General features: G+C 60.7%; 21 protein-coding genes. 7 read left to right on the top strand and 14 right to left on the bottom strand.

The window, feature by feature from the left end; all coding sequences use genetic code 11:
- Nucleotides 1-21 precede the first annotated feature (21 nt).
- From ACIQAL_RS08395 to ACIQAL_RS08435, 9 genes are all read right to left on the bottom strand, one after another.
- Nucleotides 22-738: an amino acid ABC transporter ATP-binding protein gene (locus ACIQAL_RS08395; RefSeq protein ID WP_401144556.1), complete on the bottom strand. Its 717-nt coding sequence runs from the start codon at nt 736-738 to the stop codon at nt 22-24.
- A 123-nt stretch (nt 739-861) separates the two neighbouring features.
- Nucleotides 862-1,278 carry a 4-oxalocrotonate tautomerase family protein gene (locus tag ACIQAL_RS08400; RefSeq protein WP_401144374.1) on the bottom strand — a complete coding sequence of 139 codons (417 nt, stop codon included), beginning with the start codon at nt 1,276-1,278 and terminating at the stop codon, nt 862-864.
- A 44-nt stretch (nt 1,279-1,322) separates the two neighbouring features.
- A complete protein-coding gene (locus ACIQAL_RS08405; RefSeq protein ID WP_401144376.1) occupies nt 1,323-2,039 on the bottom strand; it encodes an amino acid ABC transporter permease in 717 nt (238 codons plus the stop codon).
- 60 nt (nt 2,040-2,099) lie between these two features.
- Nucleotides 2,100-2,996 (bottom strand): ABC transporter substrate-binding protein, encoded by an 897-nt coding sequence (locus ACIQAL_RS08410; RefSeq protein ID WP_401144378.1) that lies wholly within the window; start codon nt 2,994-2,996, stop codon nt 2,100-2,102.
- Nucleotides 2,997-3,059: 63 nt separating this feature from the next.
- On the bottom strand, nt 3,060-4,430 hold the full coding sequence (locus ACIQAL_RS08415; RefSeq protein WP_401144379.1) for an aspartate aminotransferase family protein: 1,371 nt from the start codon (nt 4,428-4,430) through the stop codon (nt 3,060-3,062).
- Between the two features lie 267 nt (nt 4,431-4,697).
- Complete coding sequence (locus ACIQAL_RS08420) at nt 4,698-5,081, bottom strand: DoxX-like family protein (protein ID WP_401144381.1); 384 nt, start codon at nt 5,079-5,081, stop codon at nt 4,698-4,700.
- A complete protein-coding gene (locus ACIQAL_RS08425) occupies nt 5,078-5,530 on the bottom strand; it encodes a thiol-disulfide oxidoreductase DCC family protein (RefSeq protein ID WP_401144383.1) in 453 nt (150 codons plus the stop codon). The genes ACIQAL_RS08420 and ACIQAL_RS08425 overlap by 4 nt, the downstream gene beginning before the upstream one ends.
- A gap of 105 nt (nt 5,531-5,635) precedes the next feature.
- Nucleotides 5,636-5,773 (bottom strand): hypothetical protein, encoded by a 138-nt coding sequence (locus ACIQAL_RS08430; RefSeq protein WP_401144385.1) that lies wholly within the window; start codon nt 5,771-5,773, stop codon nt 5,636-5,638.
- Between the two features lie 19 nt (nt 5,774-5,792).
- Nucleotides 5,793-6,041, bottom strand: a complete 249-nt coding sequence (locus tag ACIQAL_RS08435; RefSeq protein WP_166594868.1) for a hypothetical protein — start codon at nt 6,039-6,041, stop codon at nt 5,793-5,795.
- Between the two features lie 132 nt (nt 6,042-6,173).
- Here ACIQAL_RS08435 and ACIQAL_RS08440 point away from each other — a divergent pair, with 132 nt between their 5' ends.
- Together ACIQAL_RS08440 and ACIQAL_RS08445 are read left to right on the top strand one after the other, a co-directional pair.
- The gene (locus tag ACIQAL_RS08440; RefSeq protein ID WP_401144387.1) at nt 6,174-6,497 is read left to right on the top strand and encodes a hypothetical protein; all 324 of its coding nucleotides are present in this window, start codon (nt 6,174-6,176) and stop codon (nt 6,495-6,497) included.
- Between the two features lie 81 nt (nt 6,498-6,578).
- Nucleotides 6,579-7,019 carry a TspO/MBR family protein gene (locus ACIQAL_RS08445; RefSeq protein WP_401144389.1) on the top strand — a complete coding sequence of 147 codons (441 nt, stop codon included), beginning with the start codon at nt 6,579-6,581 and terminating at the stop codon, nt 7,017-7,019.
- 41 nt (nt 7,020-7,060) lie between these two features.
- Here the strand turns inward: ACIQAL_RS08445 and ACIQAL_RS08450 are convergent, their stop codons facing one another.
- From ACIQAL_RS08450 to ACIQAL_RS08460, 3 genes are all read right to left on the bottom strand, one after another.
- Nucleotides 7,061-8,560, bottom strand: a complete 1,500-nt coding sequence (locus tag ACIQAL_RS08450) for an efflux transporter outer membrane subunit (protein ID WP_401144391.1) — start codon at nt 8,558-8,560, stop codon at nt 7,061-7,063.
- 10 nt (nt 8,561-8,570) lie between these two features.
- On the bottom strand, nt 8,571-11,747 hold the full coding sequence (locus ACIQAL_RS08455; RefSeq protein ID WP_401144393.1) for an efflux RND transporter permease subunit: 3,177 nt from the start codon (nt 11,745-11,747) through the stop codon (nt 8,571-8,573).
- Between the two features lie 82 nt (nt 11,748-11,829).
- Nucleotides 11,830-12,969, bottom strand: coding sequence for an efflux RND transporter periplasmic adaptor subunit (locus ACIQAL_RS08460; protein ID WP_401144395.1), 1,140 nt, complete (start codon nt 12,967-12,969; stop codon nt 11,830-11,832).
- A gap of 448 nt (nt 12,970-13,417) precedes the next feature.
- On the opposite strand from ACIQAL_RS08460, the gene ACIQAL_RS08465 reads away from it, so the two are divergent.
- Nucleotides 13,418-14,395 (top strand): GlxA family transcriptional regulator, encoded by a 978-nt coding sequence (locus ACIQAL_RS08465; RefSeq protein WP_401144396.1) that lies wholly within the window; start codon nt 13,418-13,420, stop codon nt 14,393-14,395.
- 63 nt (nt 14,396-14,458) lie between these two features.
- Here the strand turns inward: ACIQAL_RS08465 and ACIQAL_RS08470 are convergent, their stop codons facing one another.
- Together ACIQAL_RS08470 and ACIQAL_RS08475 are read right to left on the bottom strand one after the other, a co-directional pair.
- A complete protein-coding gene (locus tag ACIQAL_RS08470; RefSeq protein ID WP_401144398.1) occupies nt 14,459-14,872 on the bottom strand; it encodes a RidA family protein in 414 nt (137 codons plus the stop codon).
- Nucleotides 14,873-14,913: 41 nt separating this feature from the next.
- Complete coding sequence (locus ACIQAL_RS08475; protein ID WP_401144400.1) at nt 14,914-15,654, bottom strand: SDR family NAD(P)-dependent oxidoreductase; 741 nt, start codon at nt 15,652-15,654, stop codon at nt 14,914-14,916.
- Nucleotides 15,655-15,845: 191 nt separating this feature from the next.
- On the opposite strand from ACIQAL_RS08475, the gene ACIQAL_RS08480 reads away from it, so the two are divergent.
- The 4 genes from ACIQAL_RS08480 (at nt 15,846) to ACIQAL_RS08495 (ending at nt 19,646) form a co-directional block, all read left to right on the top strand.
- Nucleotides 15,846-16,526: a GntR family transcriptional regulator gene (locus ACIQAL_RS08480; RefSeq protein WP_341963574.1), complete on the top strand. Its 681-nt coding sequence runs from the start codon at nt 15,846-15,848 to the stop codon at nt 16,524-16,526.
- 81 nt (nt 16,527-16,607) lie between these two features.
- Nucleotides 16,608-17,342: an SDR family NAD(P)-dependent oxidoreductase gene (locus ACIQAL_RS08485; protein ID WP_401144402.1), complete on the top strand. Its 735-nt coding sequence runs from the start codon at nt 16,608-16,610 to the stop codon at nt 17,340-17,342.
- Nucleotides 17,335-18,399: a phosphotransferase gene (locus tag ACIQAL_RS08490; RefSeq protein ID WP_401144404.1), complete on the top strand. Its 1,065-nt coding sequence runs from the start codon at nt 17,335-17,337 to the stop codon at nt 18,397-18,399. Before ACIQAL_RS08485 ends, ACIQAL_RS08490 begins: the two co-directional genes overlap by 8 nt.
- Entirely contained in the window at nt 18,396-19,646 is a 1,251-nt protein-coding gene (locus ACIQAL_RS08495; RefSeq protein ID WP_401144405.1) for an aspartate aminotransferase family protein, read from the top strand. The genes ACIQAL_RS08490 and ACIQAL_RS08495 overlap by 4 nt, the downstream gene beginning before the upstream one ends.
- The last annotated feature ends 57 nt before the right edge of the window (nt 19,647-19,703 follow it).

Below are 19,703 nucleotides of genomic sequence, written 5' to 3' on the forward strand. Positions count from 1 at the left end.
CCACAGCCGGTAGTCGACAGACTATGCCGCGCCGGAAATACCGGCCACCTCGTGCTCTGATACCTGACTCAAAAACGCCCGTATCCGCGGGTTGGCAGGCCTGTCAAAAAAGGCGTCGGGCGCGCCGATCTCGATGATCTGCCCTTTGTCCATGAACACCACCCGATCAGCCAGCGAACGGGCAAAGCCCATCTCGTGAGTGACGCAAATCATGGTCATTCCCTCCTTCGCCAGCGTGAGGATGGCATCAAGCACCTCTCGCACCAGTTCAGGGTCCAGCGCCGAGGTGGGCTCATCGAACAGCATCACCTTTGGCCGCATACACAGCGCCCGCGCGATGGCGACACGCTGTTGTTGCCCCCCGGAAAGCTGGCTGGGGAATTTGTGTTGATGCTCAGCGATCTTGACCTTGCTCAGATAACCCTGAGCAATCGTAACGGCCTCGCTTTTCGACATTCCCAGCACCCGCATCGGCGACAGAATGCAGTTCTCCAGGACCGTGAGGTGCGGGTAAAGGTTGAAATGCTGAAACACCATGCCCGCTTCCCGGCGGACCAGCGCAATGGACTTTGCGTCCTTGCCCAACGGATGCCCATTGACCGAAATATCGCCTTCCTGATGCTCTTCAAGTCCGTTGATACAACGAATGAGCGTGGACTTCCCAGACCCGGAAGGCCCACAAATCACGATGCGCTCTCCACGCTCTACAGTGAGATTGACGCTGTCGAGCACCTTCATGGCGCCGAACCATTTACCCAATCCGCTGACATTGACAGCGACGGACGTGACATCCGTTTGAGGCGAATTCTGTGCAGTATGAGTGGCCACGATAGGCTCCCGGGATCGATATGACTAAGGCGGTTATTGAACGATGTGCCGCTGGTGATCCAACAGCCATCCCGGCAGTCGGGGAAAATTCAGCGGCACGCCTCCCACTGAAATTCGGCTGGCCTCCTGCTCCAGTAACACGCAATGCACGTCGTCGGTCCGTACCTGCAGCGCACTGGCTACTGATGCCGCGATCTGCGTCACCAACCGTTGCAATACGACCGGAGGGCGGCCTTTGGAGAGCATGACCGTCACGAGCGCCACATCGGCCACATCGGGGGTTTCCCCGGCGATGCCGATCGTGTCGAGTGCAGCTTCCACCACATAAATCTGGGTGTGGGCACTGCCGACCTCCAACACGTCGTCGAACGTTTGCGTGAGCGTTTTGATTAACGTTTTTTTCTTGTTGGACGGGTGCCCTGAAGCAACCGTGACCCAGGCGTATGGCATAAGTAAAACCTCAACGAAGGTAGATGAACGTGGTCGTCGCACAATCAACTTTTGGCCCGCAGATACAGGCTCGCGCGCACAAACAGATTCGGTTTGGGCAGAGGGACCGTTTTGGGTCCGCTCATACGGCGCTCCACCCACTCCACCAACTTGGCAGCGGGATAGCTGAGCATCAGGTAAATGATCGCCACCAAGGTAAATATCTCGACATGCCTGAACGTCGAGGACGCCAACAGTTGTCCCGAAAACATGAGGTCTTTCATCGTGATGACCGAGACCAGCGCCGAGTCTTTGAAGATCGCGACGAAGAAGTTGCCAATCGGCGGCACGACAATTCTTATGGCTTGTGGTATGACGACGAACCGCATCAACTGCACATGCGTCAATGCCAAAGACATGCCCGCCTCAGATTGCCCTTTGGGAACGGCTGCCACGCCGGAACGAAACACTTCGGCCATGTACGCACTGTAATTCAATGACAGCCCCAGGACGCCGGCCACAAACGGCGACAGTACGATGCCTGCATAGGGCAACACATAGTAAAGGAAGAACAATTGCAGCAATAACGGCGTGCCCCGGATAAATTGAATATAGAGATCGGCGATTAACCGTATGGGCCAATAGCGCGACATTCGCGCCAGACCGACGAGCAGCCCAAGTCCCAGGGCAAACAAATAAGACAACAATGACACCGTAACGGTAACAACAACGCCGTCGGCGAGCGGAGGCAATAAGGTGCCCAAATCACTAAAAAGCGACATGATGGTTTCTCGGTCAAATCGATAAATGATCGCAAAACAACAGCGACAGCAAATGCGGGTTTAGTTGGCTTCCTCGCCAAGCCCCCACCGTTGAAGAATCTCCCGCATTTGCCCGGAATACTGAATCCACTCGATGGCTCGGGAAAAGGCATTGATGAGTTGCTGATCGCGTTGGCGGAAAATATACCGAGAATAGTTACTCGGAATTTTCAGCGTGCGCGGCGTGTAGTCCTTCACCAACTCCAAAGGCCATTGAGGGTTGTTTTTCATGAGCCCGGCGACGACAGGCAGGTCATACACACCCGCATCCAGCCGTCCGCTGGCCACATCCTGCACCAGCGCCTCTGCGTCCTTATACCCTTTGAACTGCACGCCGGGGGCTTTCTGAATCCATTCAGAATAGTGAGTACCCAAGAGCGTCCCGCAACTTTTGTCCTTGAGCTGGTCAATCGTGGTCACACGGATACCGCTGTTCTTCTTCACAACCATTGTTTCGGCGTAGAAATACGTCGGGAAGCTGAAGTCAACGACTTTGGCCCGCTCCGGGCTGAAATGGATCGAATCTCCCACCATGTCAAACCGTCCGGCTAAAACACCTGGAACCATGCCGTCGAAGGGAACGGTCTGCACGGTGACCTTATCGATTTTCAACAACTTGGCCGCCAACAAAAGAATGTCGGCATCAATACCGCTGAACGCACCCGTTTTGGAATCCAGGTAGGAATAAGGCCAATCGTTAGAAGTGCAAACAACGATTTCTCCTTTTCGCTGAATACGTTCCAGTGAATCATCGTTTCCTATATCGGCCAATGCAAATCCGGTGTAACTCGCATCGAACGCCGGTGTCGCGCCCCATGCCTTGCTCATAAGGCCTAACGGCGCCGCCGCAAACATCGCCGTCCCTGCCATCAGGGCAGAACGTCGGCTTATTGTGAAGGGGCTGTCTTTTTCGTTCATGACGGTCATCCTTTTAATGGAATGGGTTTTATTGTTTAAAAGGCAGTACGGCACTACGTCCAACTATTGTGTGATGGTCTTCGCCACCTGTTTGACTGCTTGGGCAAAACGACGCGCAATGTCCGCTATTTCCTGCGCCGTTATTGTTAGAGGCGGGGCGAATGCAATGACATCTTTGTCTGGCAGTGCTCGCACGATCAGGTCGAGGTCCAGGCACGCCGCTGCAACCTTCGCTGCAAACGCTCCGGGCTCGATGAAGGGGCGCAGCGTGTCGAGATCCGCGACCAACTCAACGCCCACCAACAAACCCTGGCCTCTGATATCCCCCACAACAGCGCAGTCCTCCAGCGTCGCCAACAGCGTCTCAAGCAGGAGCGCGCCTTGTGCCGTGGCGCGCGTTAGAAGCTGCTGCTGCTCAAGCGTGTCGATGTTGGCCAGTGCCGCCGACGCAGCCAGCGGGTGGCCAGAGGTGGTGAACCCATGCCCGAAGGTGCCGATGTCTCCGGCCGATTGCTCCAGTGTCCGCCACAGGCGCTCGCCCAGTAGCGAAGCTGACATGGGCACGTAGCCACTGGTCAGCCCTTTGGCAAGGGTGACCAGATCAGGCCTGACATCGAGGGTTTGCCATCCGTACCAATGGCCGAGACGGCCAAAAGCACACACTACGTCATCGATGATCAGAAGAATCCCGTACTTATCCAGCACGGCTTTGATCTTTGAAAAGTAGGTCCGGGGTGGCAGCAAGATGCCGCCCACCGCCATGACAGGTTCCGCGACGAATGCTGCTATCTGATCAGGGCCCTCACGCAGGATGGTGGCTTCGAGCTCTTGGGCGAGGAAATCGGCGTATTGCTCTTCCGTGACAAACCGACCGGGGCGGACATGAGTAAAAATCTCGGGGGCGCTGACGTGAACATAGTGAGGATCAGGCAGGCCAACGGAACGGCGAATACCGTTAAGTCCGGAAAGACTGGACGTCGCCAACGTCGTGCCGTGATACCCCCCGTGACGCGCAATGAATTTGATCCGATCAGGTTCTCCACGGCAGCGATGATAAAGCCGGGCGAGCTTCAGATTGGTGTCGTTGGCGTCAGATCCGGAATTACCAAAGAACACTTTGCGCATGACACCGTCCGTGAGTTGCAGCAACCGATCAGCGAGCCGAACTGCATACTCGTTCCCGGCCCCCATCATGTTGTGCCCAAACGAAAGCTCCCGAGAGGTTTTGGCGATGGCATCGGTAATGCGAGCGTTCCCATACCCTGCGTTGACACACCAAAGCCCGGAAAGAGAATCCAGATAAGACCTCCCCTTCTCGTCCACCACCGTCATGCCTGAGGCACGGGTCAGAATACGGCCGCTCGGACGGCTCTCCGAGACAGAGGTAAATGGATGCAGATGCGAATGCCTGTCCATCCGTTCGAGATCGTTCATTGCGCAGCCGAACCTTTTATTTATGGTGAAAAGACGATGGGGCATCAAAGACCCGACGATCAGAATTTATTCGTTGCAGAACGAAGTGTCAAGGTTCGTTGCGCAACGAATCATAAAACACAGACGCTCTGCTCAATCAGGAGGAAATGGGCGCAAAAAAAATCCCTCGTGATGAGAGGGATCGGGTGAAGCACGGGGGATTTGGCGCGCTCAGCACGGAAAACGATCCGGCAACAACGAGAGGAGTAGCAGTAGAACCGAAGGGGTTTACTCAATACGTTCGCTGAACCGCGTCACCCACGCCACCGCACACAGCACCATCCCGGCCACGTTCAGGGTGACCGGGTTGAACGCATCGACCAGCATGGACGGTTGCATCACAGCGACGTCGACCAGCAACCCCAGCAGCACAAACGCCGCCAGCATCACAGGCCAGTTCAGACGTGGGACAAGCAGCAAAACTGCGGCGAGCATCAGCTCCGCAGCACCTGCGGCGTGTGACAACCAGGGCGCGCCTTCCAGACCGTGGGCGCGCAGCAACACCAGCTCGCCCGGGCTTAACGCCATGAATTTCGGCACCAGCCCGTGGTAGGCAAACATGAACGCCAGACCACCTCGCCCCAGCCAATGGGCCTGACGCAAAGGGCTCACGACTGCGCCTTGAGAAAGCGCTGCTGATGATCCGGGGTCGGCATCAGGCACACATCGTATTTGCCAAACAAGCGATAGCGGTTGAGCGCGATGCGGTCGTACGCCCAGTCGCGCAGCGCCCGCGGGAAGACTCGCAGCAGCCCCAGTGCGGGCCAAGGCGCGGGCAGCAACGACGCCACTTCGAAAAACGCCTCCGACCTGACCCAATAGTGCCGATCACGAATGACCGCCATGGTGTCGAACGCGTCCACCGCCAATCCCGCCCAGGCCAGTAAATCCTGGCCTTCGCGCGATTGCACGGTGGCGAGTCGGACACGCTTGTGGCGATCGTGACGAATGAGGAATTTCGCCCAGCCGTTACACAGTTTGCAGACGCCGTCGAACAGCACGACGGTTTCATCGGGGGCCAAATGAGGGGCAGCAGTCGGGCGTGTCAGAGCGGCAGGCATGGCCGGGCCTTTTGTGTGAAAACGATGGCCGCATTGTAGGACGTTGCTGAGCACGTCTTCCAGCGGCCAAAACCGACAATGCCTCGACAGACTAACGGCGGTGCTTCAGCTCACGCCGGGCGGAATGCCGTCTTTATTGAAATTTTTCAGACGCGCCTTCTCTTCCTCGGTCGAGTGCGCCGGTACGTCAGGTTGTCTGGGTGTCTTTGGCGTTTCGTTCACGGGTGTTTTTTCCTGGCTCATCGCGGAGGGCTCCTGTCGGTCAATCGTGGGGGATCACGCCAGTCATGGCGGTGAACTCGCTCTGCCGGTGCTGCAACTTGTCGAGGACCTCAGGCGGCGTCGATTCTCGAAAAACCACCATGTGCCCGACGTCCTTGCCCCCTTCGGTGACGCGCTCGATGTCATTGATCATCCAGGTTTTCAGCTCGTCGCTGGTCAAGCCCAGCTCTTGCGCCACGCGTTGGTGAAGACGCTCCGCATCGTACTGATTGAATTGATCGGTGTTCATCACGGTCTCTCCTGTGCTGGCTGTCAACATCAGGCCCTGATGCGGCGGCACAAGTTCAGTGAAATGCACGGCGTCGCCCGTTCAATCTCCTTGCCGGATCTGGCCACGTGTTCAACCCATGGAGCTTTGCACATGTACCCGACAACCCCCGATGGCCGTTATTTCGTCGTCAAGGAACGGCTGTGGCGCTGCTCAAACCCGGCCCTCGACGAAGAAGTGCGCCAGCAGCAAGTGAATGAACTGATGGCGGCGCGGCGGGCGGTCAAAGCCGCGAAAACGTCGCGGGACTCAGCGCAACTGAAAGCGGCGCGGGCGGAGGTCAACGCGGCCAAAATAGGTTTGGGAGAGCGCGGGCCGGTCTGGTGGAACGACGGCGCGCCTGATTTGAATCGGCGCATGGTCAGGAACACGCCCTACGCCGGGTGGTACGAGGCGCTGAATACACGCGAGTCGTGATCAATCAGGACCTTTTGCCGCTGGACGCGTCCAATCCCAAAGAACCGACCCCACCCGATCGCTCACGCCAAAGGACACTCGATGACTTTTTATATCTTTCTGATTGCCTGCGCCGCCGCTGCCAGCACCGGCGTGATCTTCAAACCCGGCAGTTGGTACGAAAGCCTGCAAAAGCCCCGCTTCACTCCGCCAAACTGGGCGTTCCCGGTGGTCTGGACGATCATTTATCTGTTGCTGGCCTGGGCCGGTTATCGACTGACGTTGCTCCCCGACAGCCAAACCGCGTTGGCCTTGTGGGCTGCTCAAATCGCCCTCAACACGTTATGGACGCCGGTGTTCTTCGGCGCCCATCGCATTGCCGCGGGCATGGTCATTCTTGCGGCGCTCTGGCTCACCGTCGCCACGCTGATCGTGGTCGCAATGCCGGTGGACCTGATCACCGGGCTGATCCTGTTCCCCTACCTCATCTGGCTGAGTGTGGCGGCTGCGCTGAATTTCTCGATCTTGCGGCATAACCGCTAAGTCCTTTCACCGCACGGGAGGAGCGTCGGTCGCAGACCGGTTCAGCGGGCTTCGCTCCTCATCACCACACTCTCACCACCTCGCTCCTCACCACCTCGCGCCCAACCACCACCGAGTGCGCGGACCAGATTCACCGTTGCCGCCGCTTGAACACCGGTCAGGCGGCTCAGTTGCAGCTCGGTCTGCAACACTTGACGTTGCGCATCGATGACATCCAGATAGCTGATCTGCCCTTCCTCGTACTGTTTTTTCGACAGCCGCTCGGTGCGCTGCGAGGCGCTGACGGCCGTGTTTTGGTCCCGGCTCTGCTCTTCCAGCAACCGAAGGTCGGACAAGCTGTCCTCCACTTCCCGAAACGCGATCAGCACCTGTTCGCGGTAGCGGGCAACGTCTTCTTCATACTGGGCGCGGGCCGCGTCGAGATCGGCCTGTCGACGGCCACCGTCGAAAAGGGGCAAGGTCAACGCCGTGCCGGTCAACGGCCCCAAGACAAAGGCACGCGTGGACCAGTCAAAAAGATTGCCCAATGAGCCCGCCTCGAAACCGCCTGCACCATTGATCACCAGCCGAGGAAAAAACGCGGATTTCGCCAGGCCGATGCGCGCGTTGGCGGCGGCCATGCCCCGCTCTGCTGCGGCAATGTCAGGCCGGCGCTCCAGCAGTTCGGACGGCATGACGTCTGGCACCTGCATGCGGACCGGCTCCAGCGGCGAGGGAGCCAATCCGAATTCAGCAGGGGCTTGTCCCAGCAATACCGCGAGGCTGTGTTCGGACGCGGCACGAAGCCGCGCCACACCCGATGAGTCGGCGCGGGCCGCGAACAGCTCGTGGCGGGCACGGGCATCGTCGAGTTCACTGATGTCCCCCTCTTTGAAGCGGGCCTCTACCAATTTCAACGTGTCTTCCCGAAGCGCCACGGTGCGTTGATACAGGCGAAGCTGATTGTCGTACTCGCGCAGTTCAAAGTAGTTGCGGGCAACGTCGGCCTGGAGCGCCAGTTGTACCGAATGAAACAGCGCCTCTTGCTGCGCTTGATCCGCTACCGCAGCGTTGACGCTTTCACTCACCCTGCCGAACAGATCGGCTTCGTAAGAGGCCGTGGCCTGTGCGCGCCATAGGGTCTGAGTGGGCACGTGAGCGCTGTCCGACTGAAACTGCGACGCTGGAGAAAGCCGCTCGCGAGTCGGCCCGAAGCCTGCGTCGAGGGTGGGAAACCGACTGGCACGGGCCGCTGACGACTCCGCCCTCGCCTGCAGCACCCGTGCTGCGGCGGCTTTCAGATTCTGGTTGGCCTCGGCGGCCTGGCGTTCCAGGTCGTTGAGCACCGGGTCGTTGAAGAGGGTCCACCATTCACCCCGCTGCCGGTCGTCCGCCGGTTCCGCTGTTTTCCAGCGATCGGTCACCGCAGCCTCTTTGAAGCGCTCGGGCGTGTGGACGTGTGGCCGTTCATAAGAGGGCGCGACGGAGCAAGCGCCCAGCAACAAGAGCAGCGCGCCGGCCGCCCACCGTGTGGCGTGGCCGTGTATCAGCCTATCGATCATGGTGAGTTCCTCAGACAGTCGTTGACAGGGACGGCGCGTCTTTCTGCGCCACATGGACCTTTCCGCCTGCCAACGTGCGCAGGACCACATAGAAAACCGGGGTCAACGCCAGGCCGAAACCGGTGACGCCCAGCATCCCGAAGAACACGGAAATGCCCATGGCCTGGCGCATTTCGGCGCCCGCCCCGGAGGAGAACACCAGTGGCACGACACCCATGACGAACGCGATGGAGGTCATCAGGATCGGGCGCAGACGCAGCCGACTGGCTTCGATGGCGGCACGCAATGGCGTGTAGCCGTCGTATTCCAGCTCTCGCGCGAACTCGACCATCAGAATCGCGTTTTTTGATGCCAGGGCAACCAGCACCATCAAGCCGATCTGGGTGAAGATGTTGTTGTCGCCGTGGGTCAGCCATACACCGGTCAAGGCGCACAGCACACTCATCGGCACGATCATGATCACCGCCAGCGGCAGGGTCAGGCTTTCGTACAACGCCGCCAGGACCAGGAACACCAGCAGCACGCTGATCGGGAACACCCACAGCCCCGCGTTACCGGCCAGCACTTCCTGATAGGTCAGGTCGGTCCATTCGAACTTCACGCCTTGGGGCAAGACCCGTAACGCAATACGCTCAGCCGCTGCCTGCGCCTGGCCCGAGGAATAACCGGGCGCCGGGCCGCCATTGATATCGGCAGCCGTGTAGCCGTTGTAGCGCACGACCATGTCCGGGCCGTACGTCGGTGTCACGTGCAACAGCGAGGACAGCGGCACCATTTCCCCCCGGTCGTTACGCGTCTTTAACTGAAGAATGTCGTCCGCCCGTTGGCGGAACGGCGCGTCGGCCTGGACCCGCACCTGATACACCCGGCCGAACGCGTTGAAGTCATTGGCGTACAGCGATCCGAGGTAGACCTGCAGTGTGCTGAACACATCGGACACGGAGACCCCGAGCTGCTTGGCCTTCACCCGGTCCAGCTCGATGTTCAACTGCGGGAAGTTGATCTGGTAGTTGCTCAGTGATCCGCCCAGTTCCGGGGTTTTGGCGGCTTCGGCCATGAACGCCTTGGCGGCCTTGTCCAACGCCTCATAACCCAGGTCAGCGCGGTCTTCGAGCTGCATCTTGAACCCGCCAAGAGTGCCGAGGCCGAGAATGGGGGGTGGCGGGAAGGCCGCGACGTAGGCCCCCTTGATGCTGGCGAACTTCTGGTTCAGCGATGCGACAATGGCCGCCGCCGTTTCGTCGGCCCCCTGACGTTCGGCAAAGGGCTTGAGCGGCACGAACACGATGCCGGCGCTCGAACTGTTCATGAAGCCGTTCACTGACAGCCCCGGATAGCCCACGGCATGGGCCGCGCCAGGCTGATGCATGACGATCTCGCTCATCTGGCGAATCACTTCTTCGGTGCGATCGAGGGACGCGCCGTTCGGCAACTGGGCAATGGTGACCAGGTATTCCTTGTCCTGTTGCGGCAAAAACCCGCCCGGCACGACCTTGGCGATCAGCACGGTCAACCCCAGCAACACTGCATAGATCATCAGCATGCTGCCCTTGTGCCGGATAACGCCGTTCACCCCCTTCGAATAGCGCTCCGAGCCGCGATGAAAGACGTGGTTAAACGCGCGAAAACCTCGTCCGCACACCCTGTTCATCCCACGTGTCAGCCAGTCTTCGGGCGCGTCATGACCGCGCAGCAGCAGCGCGGTCAAGGCCGGGGAGAGGGTCAGGGAGTTGAACGCGGAAATGACGGTGGAGATCGCAATGGTCATCGCGAACTGTTTGTAAAACTGCCCGGTGAGCCCGCTCATGAAGGCCAGCGGCACGAACACGGCAATCAGGGTCAGGGCGATGGCGATGATCGGCCCGCTGACTTCCTGCATCGCCTGATACGTCGCCTCTCGGGGCGCAAGGCCGCTGGCGATATTGCGCTCGACGTTTTCCACGACGACGATCGCGTCATCGACCACGATACCGATCGCCAGCACCATGCCGAACAGCGACAACGCGTTGATGGAGTAACCGAACACCAGCAACAACGCGAAGGTGCCGATGATCGAAACCGGCACGGCGATCAGGGGAATCAACGACGTGCGCCACGATTGCAGGAACACGATGACCACCACCACGACGAGGGCGATGGCTTCGAGCAGGGTATGAATGACCGCTTGGATGCTGGATTTGACGAAGCGCGTCGGGTCGTACACCAGCCGGTATTCTAGGTCCGTCGGGAATTCAGCGCTCAGGTCCACCAACTGCGCGCGGATCTCGTCGGAGATGTCCAGCGCGTTGGCCCCTGGCGTCTGGTAAATCGCCAGGGACACCGCCGGTTGGTTGTCCAGCAAAGCGCGCAGGCCGTATTCCGTTGCGGCCAGTTCCACCCGCGCCACATCCCGAAGATGGGTGACGGCCCCGTTGGCACCGGTCTTGAGCACGATGTCTTCGAACTCGGAAACGGTTTTCAGGCGGCCCTGTGCGTTGACGGTCAATTGCATGGCCGTGCCCGGTGCCGCAGGCGCTGCGCCCACGGCCCCCGCCGCCACCTGAATGTTTTGCTCCTTGATCGCGTTGACCACGTCCAGTGCGGTGAGGTTGCGTTGCGCGACCTTGGCGGGGTCCAGCCAGACCCGCATCGAATAGTCACCCGAGCCCCACAAGTCGACGCGACCGACGCCATGGATGCGCTCGAATCTGGTCTTCACGTTGCGCAACGCGTAATTACGCAGGTAGGTGTTGTCGTAGCGGCCGTTCGGCGACACCAAGTGCAGAAACAGCACCAGCGAGGACGTGCTCTTTTGCGTGGTCACACCCAGGCGTTGCACGTCTTCAGGCAACCGGGGCAAGGCCTGATTGACCCGGTTCTGCACCAACTGGGTCGCCAGGTCCGGGTCGGTGCCCAAGGCAAAGGTCACGGTGAGGGTCAGGTTGCCGTCGCTGTTCGCCTGGGACTGCATGTACAGCATGTTTTCGACGCCGTTGATCTTTTCTTCCAGGGGCGCGGCGACCGTTTCGGCGATGACCTTCGGATTGGCGCCGGGGTATTGGGTGCTGACCGTCACCGACGGCGGCACGACCTCGGGGTATTCGGCGATAGGCAGGCGGAAAATCGCAATCAGCCCGCCCAGCAGAATCAGCACCGACAGCACGCCTGCGAAGATAGGACGGTCGATAAAGAAGTTGGAAATTTTCATGAGTCAGTCTTCTGCGTGAGCCTGCGGAATCGAGCGTTGCCGGCGTGGCCGAGCGGCGGATGGACATATCGTTCACACATGGCTATTGCACCGATGTGCCGACAGATACTTTGTCTCCCGGACGTACCCGTTGCAGCCCGCTGACGACTACCCGTTCGCCCTCCTTCAATCCGGACTTGACGATGCGTTCGTTGCCCTGCAGATCGCCGAGAACGACCTGGCGGTACACGACGTGATCGTCCTCGCCGACGACGTAGGCGAACCGCTTGTCCTGATCGGTCCCCATGGCGGCGTCGTCCATCAGCAGCGCGGGATAAGGCTCGCTGCCCCCGACTTTGAGCCGCGCATACAGACCAGGCAGCAACGCGCCATCGGCGTTGTCGAAGCGCGCCCGCACACGGATGGTGCCGGATGAGGTGTCGAGGGCGTTGTCGACGGATTGAATGACACCACGGCGCGAATAGCCGGTCTCGTCGCCCAGCCCGAGGTCGACCGGCACCTTGCCGTTGCGGCCTACGCTGCGGATGTATTTCAAGTACGTCTGTTCGTCGGCATTGAACTCGGCGTAGATCGGGTCCATGGACATGACGGTGGTCAGCGACTCCGCACCGGCGCCCGCATGGACGAGGTTGCCCAACGTCACCTCAGCGCGGGAAACCCGTCCTGAAATCGGCGCGGTCACCTGGGTGTAAGCCAAGTCGATTTCGGCAGCCTTCAACGTGGCCTCGGCGGTTTTCAGATGGGCGACGGCCTCCAGCGCGGCGTTGTTTTTTTCGTCGTAGTCGCGACGGGCGATGGCGTTTTCAGCCAAGAGCCGTTGCGCCCTCGCCCAATCATTCTGCGTGTAGGCCATCCGCGCCCTGGCCGCTGCGACCTCGCCTTTTGCCCGGTCTACCTGCGCCTGATAGGGGCGCGGGTCGATCACGAACAGCACGTCACCCTGTTTCACCATCTGCCCGTCATGGATGTTAACGAACGTCAGCGTGCCGGAGACTTGCGGCCGAACATCCACCCGCTCCACGGCGCTCAAACGCCCCGAATAGAACTGCCAGTCGGTCACGTTCTGCTGCTTCACCACCGCCACATCGACCACCGGCAAATGTGGCGCTTCCTGTGCGACTGCCTGCTCTGTACGTTCCATCAGGCCATACGTCATGCCAGCGGCAAGTAAACAGCCGCCCGCCAGAACGAGGGCCAGGCGCGGCTTCAATAGGGTTGTCATAGGGGCTCCGAGTCGGTCAATGATCCGCAGATCGAACGGCCGCCCACCCCCTTCTGCCGTATCCAGACGGAGGCTGCACAGTCGCGGGACGTGTTCGATGCCATGGGTGTCGAGGCGCTCAAGGACGCCTGCTCATGAAACGGTGGGCATTTTCGTCACCGCAACGCACAGGGAAAAGGACGTAGTTCCCTCCTTTAACGCCATGAAGGAAACGTTTGCAGCCAACCCTCCCCAGCGCCTGGGCCTTCTACGCGAATGAATTCGCGCCTACAGAGGCGCCGCGTCTCTCAGTGCTACCGCGACCTCCTGTGACGATGACGGTTTTTGCGGGTTTTATGCCCTTTGCACCGTTCCGGATCTGGCCGATCATCGGCGGGTCACAGACGTGTGTCGCAAGGGAACACGGACGTCACAGAGTAGAATTCACGATGCTTGAATAGGTACTGAGATGCGTGATATCGCCTTCCTGATCTTCCCCGGCTTCCAGATTCTCGACCTCACGGGTCCGCTGGCGGCATTCGAGCTGGCCAAGGGGGTGGGCGTGCCTGATCCCTATCGCTGTTTTGTGGTGTCGCAATCGGGCGGGCCGGTCAGGAGTTCTTCCGGTCTGGAGGTGACAGCGAGCAAGATCAGGTCCAAGCCTTACGACACGTTGACGGTGGTGGGGGCCGATTTATTGTCCAGACCGTACGATCTTCCCGACATCTCGGATCACTTGGCCAGGGCCGCCGCCAAAGGCACCCGGCGCGTCGCCAGCGTGTGCACCGGCGCATTTTTTCTGGCTGAGGCCGGTTTGCTGGACGGACGCCGGGCCACGACGCACTGGAAGCAGACGGCGCAGTTGCAACGTCAATTCCCGAAAGTGAAGGTCGAGCCGAACCGGATTTTCGTCAAGGAAGGCGGCATCTGGACGTCAGCAGGCGTGACGGCGGGCATCGATCAAGCGTTGGCGATGATCGAAGAAGATCTGGGCAGCGCCGTTTCCCACGAAGTCGCAAGGCTGCTGGTGGTTTATCACCGCCGCCCTGGCGGGCAATCGCAGTTCTCTGCCATGGCCGACATGGAACCCGCTACCGACCGCATGCGCGAGGTGTTGACCTACATGCGCGAGCATCTGCACGAGCAGCTGTCGACCGAACACCTGGCCGCCATCGCCTGCCTGAGTCCGCGTCAATTTGGCCGAGCTTTTCTGATGGAAACGGGTGAAACGCCCGCGAAGGCCGTCGAACGCTTGCGCGTGGAGGTGGCCAGGCAGCGCGTCGAGCGAAGCGCCGAGCCCATCGAGCTGATCGCCCATTCGGTCGGGTTCAGAGACCCGGAACGCATGCGCCGAGCGTTCATCAGAGTGACCGGCCATCCACCACAAAGCGTTCGCCGGCTTTCTCATCAGAAGGGTGTGGACGACCCCCTCGCCATCGCGCAATAACCGGCGGCCTCACGCGAGGCCGCAAGCCGGGACGTTGACGCACGCGTCATCGGCCAAGGTCAGTCAACCCTTCAAGGCCGCGACGACCTTGATTTCGATCTTGAGCTCCGGCAACCCAAGCGCTTCGATACCGATCAACGTCCAGGCCGGGAACGGCTCGATGAAATGCCGCTTCTTGACCGGCAGGAATTCGTCGAGGTGCTGTTTCAGGTCCACGTGATAACTGACGACCTCCACCAGATCGCCCATGCCCAACCCTTCCAGACGCAACACCTCAGCGATGCGCTGAAAGGCCAGTTCGGTCTGCTCGGCAACGGAAACCGGCACGGTGCCGTCCGCTTTCACACCCACCAATCCTGCGACAAACAACAGCCCACCGGCCCTGACCGCCGGGGCATATTGCCAGTCGGTGAACGCTTGGGTGCTGACGCCGAACACGTCGTTGCCTTCGGGAATCTCTACGACTGATTTGCTCATGTTCAATCCTCATTAATATAAGAAGCGCTACGCGGGGTATGTCAGGCGTTGACGCCGCCATCGACGCTCAGCCCTGTCCCGGTGATATGACGGGCACCCGGCCCGGCGATGAAGGCCACGGCCGAAGCGACATCTTCCGGCGTGCCGTAATGGCCCAGCGCGATGTGAGCGCGCATGGCGGGTGCGCCGTCGCCGTGGGCGGGGTTCATGTCAGTGTCGGTCGGCCCGGGATGGACCACGTTGACCGTCACGCCTCGGGGACCGAGCTCGCGGGCCAGGCCACGGGTAAAGGCCAGCAACGCGGATTTGGACATCGAGTAGACCGTCACCGATTCGAACGCCACGCGCTCGGCGAGGCACGAGCCAATGTTGATGATCCGCCCGCCTTCGCCCAGATGGGGAATGGCCGCTTGAGAGGCCAGCACGACCGCCCGGATGTTGACCCCGATGATCTGATCGATCTGCTGCAGGGGCATGTCTTCCAAGGGGGTAATGAACGCGACCCCGGCGTTGTTGACCAGAATGTCCAGGCCGCCCAACAGCCGGGCGGCTTCGTCCACCGAACGCTTGACCTCTCCGGGGTCCATGCTGTCGGCCTGAATGGCGAACCCTCTCACCCCAAGGGCCGTCACGTTTTCCACCAGCGCTGCCGCTGCATCGGCCGAACTGACGTAACTGAACGCCACCTCCGCGCCGCGCCGGGCGAACTCCAACGCAATCGCCGCGCCGATGCCCCGTGCGCCTCCTGTAATGAAGGCTCGCTTGCCCACCAAGTCTTTCATCGCCGCGCTCCATCAGATCATGCGACAGCCGAACGTAGGGCTGTCTGTGGCTGTGAAGCCTAAGCGTTGATTGAGGGAAAACGAACGACACAAATCCCTCGCTTTCGGTCATTGAGGGCCATTCAACGCGGGAGAGCCACGGGCATCCTGTTGTATAGTCGCCCGTCATACGCCTCGGCACTTGGTGACTCATGTCCTACCCGCTCGACACCATCGCCCATACCTATCTGGGCTCCAACGTCTACTCGCAGTTGCGCAACGCGCTGATCACCGGCGGGCTCAAGCCGGATGACCGGCTGCGGATCCGGGAACTGGCCGCCCAACTGGGCACCAGTGTCACGCCGGTCCGCGACGCCATCCTGCAACTGGCAAAGGAGAAGGCGTTGGTGCTCAAGACCCCGAAGGACATTCGGGTTCCGGTGCTGGATCGCGAGGCGTATCTGGAAATCCGCACCCTGCGCTTCAACCTCGAAGGCCTCGGCGCCGAGGCCGCTGCCAACGTGGCCACAGAGGCCGACATCACGCGCATCGACACCAACATCCAGCTCAACCTTCAGGCCATTGAAAGGCATGACGTGCCCGAAGCGCTGCGACTCAACAGCGAGTTTCACTTTCTGATCGCCGAAGCGGCGCGCATGCCACTGCTGCGGGGTTATCTGGACAGCCTGTGGATGCGCGCAGGCCCTTTGATCGCCCAGGCGTACGCCCACTTTTCGCTGACCATGGCCATCGAACATCACGTGGAAGTGCTCGGCGCCCTTCGCCAAAGGGATGCGGCCGCCGCCAGGCATGCGATTCAGACCGACATCATGGACGGCAACCAGAAGATGCTGGAATTCATCGCCGTCAGTCAGGAGGCGCTCGACGAGTAACGTCATTTTCTAAGACCTATTGACACGTCACTCGGCGAAAAAACATGATGCATCAAACTTCATAGCCACGGAGAGACCATCATGACTGCCAAGAAGACGCTTCTGTTGACCGGCGCCAGCCGCGGTATTGGTCATGCCACCGTCAAGCATTTCCACGCTGCTGGCTGGGAAATCTTTACCGCATCCCGGCAGGATTGGGTCGCGGAATGCCCGTGGGCAGAAGGCCTGCTCAACCACATTCACCTCGATCTGGAAGACATCGACAGCGTCAGCGACAGCATGGCGGCGATCAAGGACAAGCTCGGTGGACGCCTGGACGCGCTGGTCAATAACGCCGGCATTTCACCCAAAGGCCCGGAAGGTGCGCGGATGGGCGTTCTGGAATCCGACTACGCAACCTGGGTCAAGGTGTTCAACGTCAACCTGTTCTCCACCGCACTGCTGGCGCGGGGCCTGTTTGATGAACTCAAGGCCGCGAAAGGCAGCATCATCAACGTCACCTCGATTGCTGGCTCGAAAGTGCACCCGTTCGCCGGGGTCTGCTACTCCACGTCGAAAGCCGCCCTCTCGGCCCTGACTCGGGAAATGGCCTACGACTTCGGTCGTCACGGCGTACGGGTCAACGCCATTGCGCCGGGAGAAATCGACACGTCGATCCTCTCCCCCGGCACCGCAGACATCGTCGAGCGGCTGGTGCCGATGCACCGCCTGGGCAAGCCCGAAGAAGTCGCGTCGCTGGTGTATTTCCTCTGCACCAGCGGCGCGTCGTACGTGAACGGCTCGGAAATCCACGTCAACGGTGGCCAGCATGTCTGAAGCAGTCATGACTGACGTCTCCTGCGCGAAGCTCATGACGACCCAAGCGCCCGAGGTGGACGAACGCAGAGCGCTGGAAATGGCCGGGCAGGTCTACGGCCTGAACGGGACGATTCAGCCGCTGGACGGGGAACGGGACGCGAATTTTCTTGTGCGCTCCGATCGGGGCGCGTATGTGCTGAAAGTCATCAATCCAGCGGAAAGCCCCAGCGTCACCCACTTCCAGACGCAGGCCCTGTTGCACATCGAGCGCCATGGCGCCCACCTTCCGGTGCCTCGCGTGCTGGCGGCATTGAACGGTGAGTTCGAGCCCTGCGTGCGGGTCGGTGAACAGCATTTCACCGTACGCGCGGTGACCTACCTGGAAGGCATTCCCCAGAATCAGGGCACGCCCGGCATGGCAATGATGCATCAGTTGGGCACGACGCTGGCGGACGTCAATCTGGCGTTGAAGAACTTCCAGCACCCCGGTGCGCAGCGCAATCTGCTGTGGGACGTGGGCCGTGCCGAACGCACCCGCCCTCACTTGCACTGCCTGGACGCCGCGCAACAACCGCTGGTGACCGCGCTGATGGACCGCCACGAAACCCACGTGAAGCCTCGACTGGCGAAGCTGCGCGCGCAAGTTATTCATAACGACCTGAACCCGCACAATGTCATGCTCGATGCCGCGACCGGCACCAGAGTGACGGCCATCATCGATTTTGGTGACGCCCTGTACGCCCCCCTTATCAATGATCTGGGCACCGCGCTGTCGTACCAGTTCGACGCCGACGCCGCCGACCCGCTCTGGCAAATCAAGGCCTTTGCTGCTGCCTACTCCAGACGCATTCCGTTGCTGCACGAAGAGCTTGAAGTCCTCGGCGACCTGATTGCCATGCGCATGGCCATGGCGATCACCATCGCCCAATGGCGAGCAAGCCTGTACCCGGACAACCGCGCCTACGTGCTGCGCAACCTCAGCACCACCTGGCGCAATCTGCAATCGCTGGTCGCCCTGCCCTCCGGCCAACTGACCCAAGCGCTGATCAATGCCTGCACACCGGAGGCCGCATGAGTCCCGACCTGCTTTCCCGCCGCGAGCATGCCCTCGGCGCCAGCTACCGCCTGTTTTACGAAGAACCCTTCGCACCGGTGCGGGGCGAAGGCGTCTGGCTGTTCGACCAGAACGGCACGCCCTTTCTGGACGCCTACAACAACGTGGCTTCCGTGGGCCACTGCCACCCGGCGGTGGTGCGGGCGATTGCCGAACAGAGCGCGCAGCTCAACACCCATACGCGTTACCTGCACCCGGCGATCGTCGACTATGCCGAAGATTTGCTCAGCGAGTTTCCAGAGTCTTTGAACAACCTGACCATGACCTGCACCGGCAGCGAGGCCAATGACCTCGCGCTGCGCATCGCCCGCTGTCACAGCGGCGGCACGGGGATTCTCGTGACACGCTGGGCCTATCACGGCGTCACCAGCGCGCTTGCAGAAATTTCGCCGTCATTGGCCACGGGACTGCCTACCGCCAACCATGTGCGCTTGCTCGATCCGCCGGATTCGTATCGCGGCAACCGTTTCGTGGCCAGCGTCAAAGCCGCCCTCGCGGACATGCGGGCTCACGGCATCCAGCCTGCGGCGCTGATGGTGGACAGCATTTTTTCCAGCGACGGTGTGTTTTCTCCCTCCAACGGCGAACTGGCCGCTGCCGCTCAGTGCGTGCGCGAAGCTGGCGGCCTGTACATTGCCGATGAAGTCCAGCCCGGATTCGGCCGCACCGGCGCGCAGCGCTGGGGATTTCAGCACGACGCCGTGATTCCGGACCTCGTGACCCTGGGCAAGCCCATGGGCAATGGCCACCCGGTCGCAGGCGTGGTAGGCCGCTCGGCGCTGTTCGACCAATTCGGCCGTCAGCAGCGTTATTTCAATACGTACGGCGGCAATCCCGTGTCTTGCAAAGCCGCGCACGCGGTGCTCGGCGTGCTGCGCGACGAGAATCTGCAGGCCAATGCCCGCGACGTGGGCGGCTACCTCAAACGCGGGTTGCAAGCCTTGGCCGAACGCTTCGAAGTGATCGGCGATGTGCGTGGCGAGGGCCTGTTTATCGGCGTCGAACTGGTGGAAGACCGCTCCACCCAATTCCCCGCCACCCGCATTGCGGCAGCGACGGTGAATGGCATGCGCCGCAAGCAGGTGTTGATCAGCGCCACCGGCCCCGCCGCCAACGTCCTCAAGATCCGTCCGCCACTGGTGTTCCAGCGCAACCATGCCGATCTGTTGCTGGAACGGTTGGAAGCTACGCTGAGCGCGGTCACATAAAGGCCCTCCGGATTGACCGGCAGCGTCTAAACTCCATCCAGTCGCAAAAAGAACGGG

Source organism: Pseudomonas sp. NPDC088368 (assembly GCF_044753445.1).
GTDB classification, from domain to species: domain Bacteria; phylum Pseudomonadota; class Gammaproteobacteria; order Pseudomonadales; family Pseudomonadaceae; genus Aquipseudomonas; species Aquipseudomonas bambusae.